Source organism: Kitasatospora sp. NPDC096077 (assembly GCF_040303245.1).
GTDB lineage: Bacteria > Actinomycetota > Actinomycetes > Streptomycetales > Streptomycetaceae > Kitasatospora.
The window spans coordinates 19,338-29,729 of record NZ_JBEOSV010000094.1 but is presented as its reverse complement, the minus strand read 5'-3'; the positions used below and the strand labels follow the sequence as shown (position 1 = coordinate 29,729).

The following is a 10,392-nucleotide window of genomic DNA, read 5'->3' as shown; positions in this document are numbered from 1 at the left end:
GGGGCGTGACGGGTGATTTTCAGACTGCCAACGGCGGCCAGGCATACGCAGACAGGGTCGGCAGTCCGAAAATCACCCAGCCCCCGGAGCACCCACCCCCGGAACCGCCCCCGGCGTCACCCACCCTCCCGAAAGCCCCCCGAAAACCCAGAACCCCCCACCTCGCCGACAATGGACCCATGTCGGGACCCACACCACACCTCACCGTCCCCACCTGGCTGACGTCCACCGTCACCGCCACCCACGGCGAGCCCGGCCGCCGCTGGCTGTCCGCTCTGCCGGCCGCGGCCACCACCCACCTCACCCGGTGGAACCTCACCCTCGAACACGTCCTGGACCCCGGCGGCAGCCTCAGCCTGATCGCCTACGTCCACCGCGACGACCTCTCCCCCGCGGTCCTCAAGGCCGGTCTGGTCACCCCGGAGACCGCCCACGAGCACACCGCCCTCACCCACTGGGCCGGACGGGGCGCCGTGCTGCTGCTGGCCGCCGACCCCGCCGAGGGCGTGCTGCTGCTGGAGCGCCTGCACGGCGCGATCCCGCTGCGGTCCCTCGCCGAGTCCAAGGCCATGCTGGAGGCCACCAGCCTGCTGCACCGCCTCTGGGTGGAGCCGCCCGCCGACACCGGGCTGCCCACCGTCGCCGACCGGGTCACGGACACCGTCGCGCGCCTCCGGGAGCACCACACCCATCCGGCGGCGGCCGCCGCCCGGCCCCTCGTCGACGAGGCCCTGGCCACCGCCGCGGACCTGACCGGCTCCGCCGCGGAAACCTTCCTGCTGCACGGGGACTTCCACCACGGCAATGTGCTCGCCGCTGACCGTGCCCCCTGGCTGGCGATCGACCCGCGCCCGCTGACCGGCGAACGCGCCTACGACCTGGCCCGGCTCGCCCTGGACCGCGCGGACACCCTGATCGGCTCCCCCGGCGCCCCGGCCGCCGTCCGCCGTCGGCTCCGCCAGCTCTCCGACGCCCTCGACGTCGACCTCGAACGACTGCGCGGCTGGGCCCTCTTCCGCGCCGTCGACCTGGCCCTGCGCGCCCTGGCCACCGACCGCCGCGAGGACGCCGAACTCCACCTGGAACTCGCCGGCCACCTCTCCGGCTGACGCCCCGAGGAGCCGGCCCTAGGCCGTACCGACCCCGTCGCGCGGCCCCCGCAACGGCAGCCGCGCACCCATCACCGCGTACAGCCGGTCCGTCGCCGGGAACCGCACCGCCCGCGCCAGGTCCTGGTACCCCAGCGCCCGGTAGAGCCGCCGGGCCGGGGTCTCCGCGTCGATCGCCGACAGGATGCTGCGCTCCAGCCCCGAGCCCTCGCACAGCAGCCGGATCAGCCGCGACCCCACGCCCTGCCCCTGGTACTCCGGCAGCACGTGCAGCTCGGTGACCGCGAACACGTCGTCCAGCCAGTCCCCGTAGCCCTGGGCGGTGAGGTACGGCTCGATGACCGTGCTCCACCAGTGGTCCCGCCGGTTCGGCATCCCGTACCCGAACCCGACCAGCCGCCCGCCGCTCACCGCCCCGAACGCGATCACCCCGGGCTGCTGGGCGTGCCGCCCCACGATGTGCAGCCGTACCGCGACCTCCTCGGGTGTCAGCCCGAACGCCACCGCCTGGACCTCCAGCGCCTGCGGCGCCCAGTCCGCGAGGTCGATGGCCCCGATCGTCACCCCGGTCAGCTGATCCATGCCCCGGACGTTACTACCAGCGGCCCCGTGCCGCGGCCGAAGATCCGAACCCGACGAGCGGCGGAACACCGGCGAACCCCGGCACGCTCAGAAGAGCACGCTCATGAACGCCCCGACCTCCCGGAAGCCGACCCGCCGATACGCGGCCCGCGCCCGCAGGTTGAAGTCGTTGACGTACAGCGACACCACCGGCGCGACCTCGCGCAGCGCGACCGCCAGCACCGCCGCCATCCCGGTCTCGGACAGCCCCTGCCCCCGGTACTCCGGCGCCACCCAGACCCCCTGGATCTGGCAGGCCCCCTCGGTCACGGCCCCGACCTCGGCCTTGAAGAGGACCTGTCCGTCCTCCGTGAACCGCGCGAACGACCGTCCGGTGGCGACGAGTTCGGCCACCCGGGCCTGGTAGAGCAGCCCGCCGTCACCGGCCAGCGGCGAGACCCCCACCTCTTCGGTGAACATCGCCACGCAGGCGGGCATCAGCGCCTCCACCTCGTCCCGCCGCACCCTGCGCACCAGCGGATCGGGCGCGATCTCCGCGGAGGGCGAGGAGGTCGCCAACAGCGGCTGGTGGCCCCGGACTTCACGCGCGGGCCCCCAACTCCGTTCCAGCAGCGCCCAGAAGGCCGCGGTCGGCCCGGCCGGTCCGACGATCGAGGAGCAGCGGCGGCCCTGCCGCCGGGCCCGCTCGGCGAAGGCCGCGACGGCCTGCGGACCGGCGTTGACCAGCACGAGGTTCGCCCCGGCGTAGCAGAGGGCGTCGAGCACGCCGTCCGCGCCGTACCAGCCCCACATCTCCCCGCCGAGCCGCCACGGGTCCAGCCCGACGGCCTCGACCCGGGTGGCGACGAAGGCGTTGGCGACCGGGTCGCGGTGGAGGATCTCCAGGGCGTCCGCGAGGTCGGGGGGCTCCAGCACCCTGGTGGTGGCCAGCGCCCGGGCGGCCTGGAAGGAGCTCGGGAGCATCACACCTCGATCGATCATCGAGACAGCACCTCACTGAGACGACTCTGGCCGCACCCTACTCCGTGGCCCCACCCGGCTACGGCCGCGGGGCCGTCCGCGAACGGACGGCCCCGCTTCCGGAAGACTTCACTGCGGTCGCGTCCGGACCGCCGGCGGTCGGAGCGCGGTCGGACCGCGCCGTGACCGCCCCGCGGTCACTCCGCCGCGACGACGGTCGGCGAACCGGCCTCGACGCCCTCCCCCTGCATCTGCTCGGCGAGCTTGAGCGCCTCCTCGATCAGGGTCTCGACGATCTTCGACTCGGGAACGGTCTTGATCACCTGTCCCTTGACGAAGATCTGGCCCTTGCCGTTGCCGGAGGCGACCCCGAGGTCGGCCTCGCGCGCCTCGCCCGGCCCGTTCACCACGCAGCCCATGACGGCGACCCGCAGCGGCACCTCCATGCCCTCCAGCCCGGCGGTGACCTCCTCCGCGAGCTTGTAGACGTCGACCTGGGCGCGGCCGCAGGACGGGCAGGAGACGATCTCCAGGCCGCGCTCGCGCAGGCCGAGGGACTCCAGGATCTGGTTGCCGACCTTGATCTCCTCGGCCGGCGGGGCCGACAGCGAGACCCGGATGGTGTCGCCGATGCCCTCGGCGAGCAGCGCGCCGAAGGCGACCGCGGACTTGATGGTGCCCTGGAAGGCGGGGCCGGCCTCGGTGACGCCCAGGTGCAGCGGGTAGTCGCAGGCGGCGGCGAGCTGACGGTAGGCGTTGATCATCACGACCGGGTCGTTGTGCTTGACCGAGATCTTGATGTCGCGGAAGTCGTGCTCCTCGAACAGCGAGCACTCCCAGAGCGCGGACTCGACCAGCGCCTCCGGGGTGGCCCGGCCGTACTTCTCCAGCAGGCGCTTGTCGAGCGAGCCGGCGTTGACGCCGATCCGGATCGGGACGCCGGCGTCCTTGGCGGCCTTGGCGATCTCGCCGACCTTGTCGTCGAAGGCCTTGATGTTGCCCGGGTTGACGCGCACCGCGGCGCAGCCGGCGTCGATCGCGGCGAAGACGTACTTCGGCTGGAAGTGGATGTCCGCGATGACCGGGATCTTCGACTTCTTGGCGATGATCGGCAGCGCGTCGGCGTCGTCCTGGGACGGGCAGGCGACGCGGACGATCTGGCAGCCGGACGCGGTCAGCTCCGCGATCTGCTGCAGCGTGGCGTTGATGTCCGCGGTGACCGTGGTGGTCATCGACTGGACCGAGACGGGGGCGTCGCCGCCGACCGGTACGTTGCCGACCATGATCTGCCGGGAGTAGCGGCGCTTGGCGAGCGGCTTGAGCGGCAGGGACGGAATACCGAGCGAGATCGCGGTCATGTGCGCAGGGTTCCCCGGGGTTGAGGTGTGGTCGTCCGCCCGGCCGTTGGGACGGCCGGGGCCGGGCGCGCGGACGTATCGCGCACCCGGCCTCCACGGTACGGCACGGTCCGGGCGCCCAGCACACCCGCCGTACCCGAACGTCCTAGCCGATCTTCACCGGGTTCACCAGGTCGGCCACCATCACCAGCAGGGTGAATCCGATGAAGATGCTGGCCACGACGTATGCGACCGGCATCAGCTTGGCGACGTCGAACGGCCCCGGATCCGGCCGGCGGAACATCTGTGCGAAGCGGCGGCGGACCGACTCCCAGACCGCGCCGGCGATGTGGCCGCCGTCCAGCGGCAGCAGCGGCAGCATGTTGAACAGGAACAGCGACAGGTTGATGCCGGCCAGCAGGTTCACGAAGATCGCGATCCGCTGGGTCGCCGACTCGTGCAGGGTGAACACCTCACCGCTGACCCGGGCGGCACCGACCATGCCGATCGGCGAGTCCGGGTCGCGCGGGGCGTCGCCGACCACGGCGTTCCACAGGCCGGGGATCTTGCCGGGCAGGGCGGCCAGCGACCGCACCCCGTTCTCGGCCATGTCGTACATCCGGTCGACGGACTGCCCGAAACCGAGCTGGACGGTGTCCGTCTTCGGGGTGAATCCGAGGAAGCCGGCCTGGACGGTCTGCCCCTTCACCGGCACGCCGTTGCCGTCGTACTTCTGCACGTCGTTGACGGCGATGGTGGGCGTGAAGGTCAGCTGCTGGCCGCCCCGCTCCACCACGATCGCGACCTGCCGGCCGGCCGACTTCCGGATGTCCGCCTGGAGCTGGTCGTAGTCGTGGATCCGGTCCCCGCCGAAGGAGAGCACCTTGTCGCCCTGGCGCAGGCCGATCTCGTTGGCCGGGGTCTTGGGCGCGTCCGCCGGACAGGTGTCGGTGGGCTGGCCGGCCTTGACCACGCACTGGGCGACCGAGCCGATGGTCGGCACCGCCATGCTGACGCCGAAGCCCATCATCACCGTCAGGAACAGCCCGAACGCCAGGACCAGGTTCATGAACGGCCCGGCGAACATGACGATGACCCGCTTCCAGGGCTTGCGGGTGTAGAACAGCCGGTCCTCGTCACCCTCCTGGAGCTCCTCGTAGGAGGCCTCACGGGCGTCCTCGATCATGCTCCGCCAGGGCGAGCTGCTGCGTTTGGTGATCCGGCCGTCCTCACCCGGCGGGAACATCCCGATCATCCGGATGTACCCGCCGAACGGGATCGCCTTGATGCCGTACTCGGTCTCGCCCTTGCGGCGCGACCAGATGGTCGGGCCGAAGCCGACCATGTACTGGGGCACCCGGATGCCGAAGAGCTTGGCCGTGGAGAGGTGGCCGAGCTCGTGCCAGGCGATCGAGACGAGCAGCCCGACCACGAAGACCAGGATGCCGACCACCGTCAAAACCGTTGCCACCGTTGGTCCTCCGTCATGCCGCTCCGCTCATCGTCTCGTCGTACCGCGATCCTGCCGCCCCGGGGCCCGCCGGCGCGCGGGGCACCGGCGTCCCCACGCCGCGGTCCGGACCGTCAGCCCGCCGCCAGCTCGCGGGCCCGGGCGCGCGCCCAGTCCTCCGCGTGCAGGACGTCCTCGACGGTCAGGGAAGTTCCCGCCGACGCCGCCCGGCCGTCGTACTGTCCGTGCTCGGCCACGACCTTGGCAACAGTGTCCACGATTCCGGTGAAGGCGAGGCGGCCCTTCAGGAAGGCCTCCACGCACTCCTCGTTCGCGGCGTTGAACACCGCCGGCGCCGTTCCGCCCAGGGTGCCCACCTCACGGGCCAGCTCGACGGCCGGGAAGGCCTCGTCGTCCAGCGGGAAGAACTCCCAGGTCGCGGCCTTGGTCCAGTCACAGCCCGGAGCGGCGTCCGGCACCCGGTCCGGCCAGCCCAGACCCAGCGCGATCGGCATCCGCATGTCCGGCGGGCTGGCCTGCGCCAGCGTCGAGCCGTCGGTGAACTCCACCATCGAGTGCACCACCGACTGCGGATGGACCACGACCTCGATCCGGTCGAAGGGCACGTCGTACAGCAGGTGCGCCTCGATCACCTCCAGGCCCTTGTTGACCAGGGTGGCCGAGTTGATCGTGACCACCGGGCCCATCGCCCAGGTCGGGTGCGCCAGCGCGTCCTGCGGGGTCACCCCGGCCAGCTGCTCGCGGGTCCGGGTCCGGAACGGGCCGCCGCTCGCGGTCACCACCAGCTTGCGGACCTCGGCCCGGGTGCCACCGGCCAGCGCCTGGAACAGCGCCGCGTGCTCGGAGTCCACCGGCACGATCTGGCCCGGCTTCGCCACCGCCTTCACCAGCGGACCGCCGACGATCAGCGACTCCTTGTTGGCCAGCACCAGCACCCGGCCCGCGCGCAGCGCGGCCAGCGTCGGCCGCAGGCCGATCGAACCGGTGATCCCGTTCAGCACCGAGTGGCACTCCATCCCGGCCAGCTCGGTCGCCGCGTCCGGACCCGCCAGCACGGCCGGCAGCGGACGGCCCGCCGCCTTCGCCGCCAGCGCCTCCCGCAGCGCCGGCTCGGCCGCCGGGTCCGCCACCGCCACGGTGTGCACGCCCAGCCGCAGCGCCTGCTCGGCCAGCAGCTCCACCCGGCCGCCCGCCGCCGACAGGGCCACCACCCGGAACCGGTCCGGGTTGCGGAGCACGATGTCGATGGCCTGGGTGCCGATCGAACCGGTGGAACCGAGGATCACCAGCTCCCGGGGGCCGGAAGGGTCCGCCACGGTGGGCGTGAAACGCAGCTGCGGGTGGGCGAGCGAAGTCATGCGCCCATTGTGTCCTGTCCGGGGCCCCGCCCGGGACGGGCTCCGGAACGCCGGAAGGGCCCGGTCCGTTCGGACCGGGCCCTTCCCCGCCGTCGAGTCGCGGCCCCGGGCCGAGCCGTCGGGCCTCGCTCCGCGGTCGTTCCCAGGTCGCTCAGAGGTCGCTCAGAGGTCCAGGCCGGTGAGGACCAGGACCTTCTCGACCGTGTAGTCGTCCATCGCGTACTTGACGCCCTCGCGGCCGACGCCGGAGTCCTTGACGCCGCCGTACGGCATCTGGTCGGCCCGGTAGGACGGCGCGTCGCCGATGATCACACCGCCGACCTCCAGCTCCCGGTGGGCCCGGAAGGCGGTCTGCAGGTCATGGGTGAACACACCCACCTGCAGACCGAACGGCGAGTCGTTGACGGCCGCGAAGGCCTCCTCCACGCCCTCCACCCGGTGCAGCGACAGCACCGGGCCGAACACCTCGGCCTTGGCCAGGATCGCGTCGGCGGGCAGCTCGGCCAGCACCGTCGGGGCGTAGGTCGCACCCTCGCGGGTCCCGCCGGCGAGCACCTTGGCGCCCTTGGCGACCGCGTCGTCCACCCAGGACTCCACCCGCTTCGCGGCGTTCTCGTCGACCAGCGGGCCGACGTCCGTCGCATCGTCGTTCGGGTCACCGGTGACCTGCGCGCCGACCTTCGCCACGACCTTCTCCACCAGCGCGTCGTACACCGACGCGTCGGCGATCACCCGCTGCACCGAGATGCAGGACTGGCCGCCCTGGTAGTTGGCGAACATCGCGATCCGGGTGGCCGCCCAGTCCAGGTCGGCCTCCGAGGACCAGTCGGCGAGCACCACGGCCGCGGCGTTGCCGCCCAGCTCCAGGGTGGTGTGCTTGCGCGGCACCGAGTCCATGATCTGGTAGCCGACCTTGTCCGAACCGGTGAAGGAGATCACCGGCACCCGGCGGTCCTGCACCAGCGCCGGCATCCGGTCGTTCGGCACCGTCAGGATCGACCAGGAGCCGACCGGCAGGTCCGTCTCGGCCAGGATCTCGCCCAGCACCATCGCCGACAGCGGGGTCGCCGGGGCCGGCTTGAGGATGATCGGGGCGCCGACCGCGATCGCCGGGGCGACCTTGTGGGCGACCAGGTTCAGCGGGAAGTTGAACGGGGCGATCCCCAGCACCACACCGCGCGGGAAGCGGCGCACCACCGCGAAACGGCCCACGCCGCCCGGGTCGGTGTCCAGCCGCATGGTCTCGCCGTTGGTGCGGCGCGCCTCCTCGGCGGCCCAGCGGAACACCGACACCGCGCGGCCGACCTCGCCGCGGGCCCACTTGATCGGCTTGCCGTTCTCGGCGGTGATCAGCTGGGCGAGCTCCTCGGTGCGCTCGGTCAGCCGCTTGGCCACGTGGTCCAGAGCGGCGGCCCGCTGGTGCGCCGGAGTGGCGGCGAACACCGGCAGCGCGGCCACGGCGGCGTCCAGCGCCTCCTCGACCTGGGCCTCGGTCGGAATGCCGACCTTGCCGACCAGACGGCCGTCCCAGCTGTTGTGCACCTCGAAGTCGGCGTCACCGCTCGCCCGGCGGCCGGCGAGCCAGAAATCGTACGTGGTGGTCACCGTGGTACCGGCCCTCTCCTCGTCGTCGTACGGCCCACGGGCGTGGGACCCGAACCCGAGGGTAGGTGCGACGGCGGGCCGACCGGATTGGCCGACTAGGAGCGTTCCGTTCCGGGGCCACTCCACCACGTCCAGCCAGGCGGTCCGGTCCGTCCGCTCCACCGCCGCCGCTCCGCTACTCCCCACCGGAACCACTCCCCGCCGGAACCACTCCTCGCCGGAACTACTCCTCGCCGGAGCGCAGCGCCAGCCACAGCTCCATCCGCACGTCGGTGTCGTCCAGCGAACGGCCCAGCAGTTCCTCGACCCGGCGCATCCGGTAGCGCAGCGTGTGCCGGTGCACCCCCAGGTCCGCCGCCGCCGCGTCCCACTGCCCGTGCCGGGACAGCCAGGCCCGCAACGAGGCCACCAGGTCACCGCGCGCCGTCCGGTCGTGCTCGCGCAGCGGCCGCAACAGGCCCTCCGCGAACGCCGTCACCGCGTCCTCCCCGAGCAGCGGCAGCAGCGAACCCGCGCCGACCTCCTCGTGGTCCACCGACCGGCGGCCGCCGCGCAGCGCCACCGCCAACGCCCGCTCCGCCTGCGCGTGCGCCGTCCCCGCGTCCTCCAACGCGGCCGGCGCCGACACGCCCAGCGACAGCCCCTCGTGCTCCTCCACCGCCCCCAGACAGGCCCGGTGCACCGCGCCGTTGTCCAGCGCCAGCACCATCAGCCGCGGCCCGTGCGCACCGTCCTCCCGCGCCACCAGCAGCTTCTCGCCCACCCGGGAACCCGCCTGCTCGGCCCGGTCCCCCAGCTCCACCAACGCCTCCGCGGCGTCCGCGTTCGGCCCGGTCCCGGCCACCAGAACCCGTATCGTCCCCTCCGGCAGACCACCGAACAGCCCCACCGCCACCTGCCGGGCCGTCGCCACCTCGCCCGCCAGCACCATCCGCAGCAGCGCCGCGCCCATCCGCTCCTCGGCCTGCCGCAGCTCGCGGGAACGCTCCAGGGTCAGCGTCAGCAGCGCCACCGCCGCGTTCAGCACGTACCGCTCGGTCGGCGTGATCCGGTCCTCGGTCCCGACCGCCAGGAAGCCCCGGGCCCGCCGGTCCGCCCCCAGCGACTGGACCACCACGTAGTCCTCGTCCGCGGTGTCTATCCCCGGCGAACGCCCCTGCAGGGCCGCACTCGACGGCGCCGGCCGCCGACGCAGCCGGTCCACCTCCGCCGCCAGCCGCCCCGCCCGGCGCGCCGCCCAGTCCGGCGCCACCACCGACAGCGCACCCGACCCGTCGTACAGCGCCGCCCAGCCCCCCAGCCGGGCCGCCAGCCGACGCACCACCGCCGTCGTGCCGTCCTTGCCGAGCGCCGCCCGGGTCAGCTCCTCCTGCGCCTCGAAGCTGGTCGTCACCGCCTCGTACTGTTCCGCGGCCAGCGCCGCCGACACCACCTTGCTGATCGCGATGAACGGCGTCGGCTCCGGCACCCGCAGCAGCGGCAGCCCCCGCTGCTGCGCCGCGTCCACCAGCGGCTGCGGCACCTCGGTGTGCGACAGGCCCACCCCCAGGCCCAGCCCGACCACCCCGGCATCGGCCAGCCGGTGCACGTACGCCTGCAGCTGCGCCGCCGTGCGGCCCAGCTTGATACCGGTGGTGAGCAGCAGCTCGCCACCCTCCAGGAACGGCGTCGGGTCGTCCAGCTCACTGGTGTGCACCCAGCGGACCGGCCGCTCCAAGTGGTCCGCCCCGGCGAGCACCGTCAGGTGGAGCGAACTGTTGCGGACGACGGAGGCGAGTGTGGGGGGCATGGCACCTTCGGGGGGTCGACCTGACCGCGCCGTTGCGGCCGGGCGAGGAGAGGGCAGTGGGGCAGTGGGAGCACGTGAGGGTCCTCCCCCCTCATTATGGACGCTCCGGACAACCGGCACTGCCGAATCCACCTCGAAGGCGACTTCCCCCGGGCCCCGCCGACCGTGCCTCGGCCCACCC

General features: G+C 73.0%; 8 protein-coding genes. 1 reads left to right on the top strand and 7 read right to left on the bottom strand.

The genetic code is table 11. The features are described from left to right. Window positions 1–179 precede the first annotated feature (179 nt). Window positions 180–1,109 carry an aminoglycoside phosphotransferase family protein gene (locus ABTZ03_RS40810; RefSeq protein ID WP_350518304.1) on the top strand — a complete coding sequence of 310 codons (930 nt, stop codon included), beginning with the start codon at window positions 180–182 and terminating at the stop codon, window positions 1,107–1,109. A gap of 18 nt (window positions 1,110–1,127) precedes the next feature. On the opposite strand, the gene ABTZ03_RS40805 is transcribed toward ABTZ03_RS40810, so the two are convergent. From ABTZ03_RS40805 to ABTZ03_RS40775, 7 genes are all read right to left on the bottom strand, one after another. After that, window positions 1,128–1,691, bottom strand: a complete 564-nt coding sequence (locus ABTZ03_RS40805; protein ID WP_350518303.1) for a GNAT family N-acetyltransferase — start codon at window positions 1,689–1,691, stop codon at window positions 1,128–1,130. A gap of 87 nt (window positions 1,692–1,778) precedes the next feature. Continuing rightward, on the bottom strand, window positions 1,779–2,654 hold the full coding sequence (locus tag ABTZ03_RS40800; RefSeq protein WP_350518306.1) for a GNAT family N-acetyltransferase: 876 nt from the start codon (window positions 2,652–2,654) through the stop codon (window positions 1,779–1,781). 194 nt (window positions 2,655–2,848) lie between these two features. Then, window positions 2,849–4,009, bottom strand: coding sequence for a flavodoxin-dependent (E)-4-hydroxy-3-methylbut-2-enyl-diphosphate synthase (gene ispG, locus ABTZ03_RS40795; RefSeq protein WP_350518302.1), 1,161 nt, complete (start codon window positions 4,007–4,009; stop codon window positions 2,849–2,851). A gap of 145 nt (window positions 4,010–4,154) precedes the next feature. Further along, window positions 4,155–5,459, bottom strand: a complete 1,305-nt coding sequence (locus ABTZ03_RS40790) for a M50 family metallopeptidase (protein WP_350518301.1) — start codon at window positions 5,457–5,459, stop codon at window positions 4,155–4,157. A 113-nt stretch (window positions 5,460–5,572) separates the two neighbouring features. Continuing rightward, complete coding sequence (gene dxr, locus ABTZ03_RS40785; protein ID WP_350518300.1) at window positions 5,573–6,817, bottom strand: 1-deoxy-D-xylulose-5-phosphate reductoisomerase; 1,245 nt, start codon at window positions 6,815–6,817, stop codon at window positions 5,573–5,575. A 162-nt stretch (window positions 6,818–6,979) separates the two neighbouring features. Continuing rightward, window positions 6,980–8,422: an aldehyde dehydrogenase family protein gene (locus ABTZ03_RS40780; RefSeq protein ID WP_350518299.1), complete on the bottom strand. Its 1,443-nt coding sequence runs from the start codon at window positions 8,420–8,422 to the stop codon at window positions 6,980–6,982. Window positions 8,423–8,645: 223 nt separating this feature from the next. Then, on the bottom strand, window positions 8,646–10,211 hold the full coding sequence (locus tag ABTZ03_RS40775; protein ID WP_350518298.1) for a PucR family transcriptional regulator: 1,566 nt from the start codon (window positions 10,209–10,211) through the stop codon (window positions 8,646–8,648). Window positions 10,212–10,392: the final 181 nt, after the last annotated feature.

What these genes read in the sequence shown, in the direction of transcription:
- ABTZ03_RS40810 (WP_350518304.1), top strand. Translation starts at nt 180, where the DNA reads ATGTCGGGACCCACACCACACCTCACCGTCCCCACCTGGCTGACGTCC.
- ABTZ03_RS40805 (WP_350518303.1), bottom strand. Translation starts at nt 1,691, where the DNA reads ATGGATCAGCTGACCGGGGTGACGATCGGGGCCATCGACCTCGCGGAC.
- ABTZ03_RS40800 (WP_350518306.1), bottom strand. Translation starts at nt 2,654, where the DNA reads ATGCTCCCGAGCTCCTTCCAGGCCGCCCGGGCGCTGGCCACCACCAGG.
- ispG (WP_350518302.1), bottom strand. Translation starts at nt 4,009, where the DNA reads ATGACCGCGATCTCGCTCGGTATTCCGTCCCTGCCGCTCAAGCCGCTC.
- dxr (WP_350518300.1), bottom strand. Translation starts at nt 6,817, where the DNA reads ATGACTTCGCTCGCCCACCCGCAGCTGCGTTTCACGCCCACCGTGGCG.
- ABTZ03_RS40775 (WP_350518298.1), bottom strand. Translation starts at nt 10,211, where the DNA reads ATGCCCCCCACACTCGCCTCCGTCGTCCGCAACAGTTCGCTCCACCTG.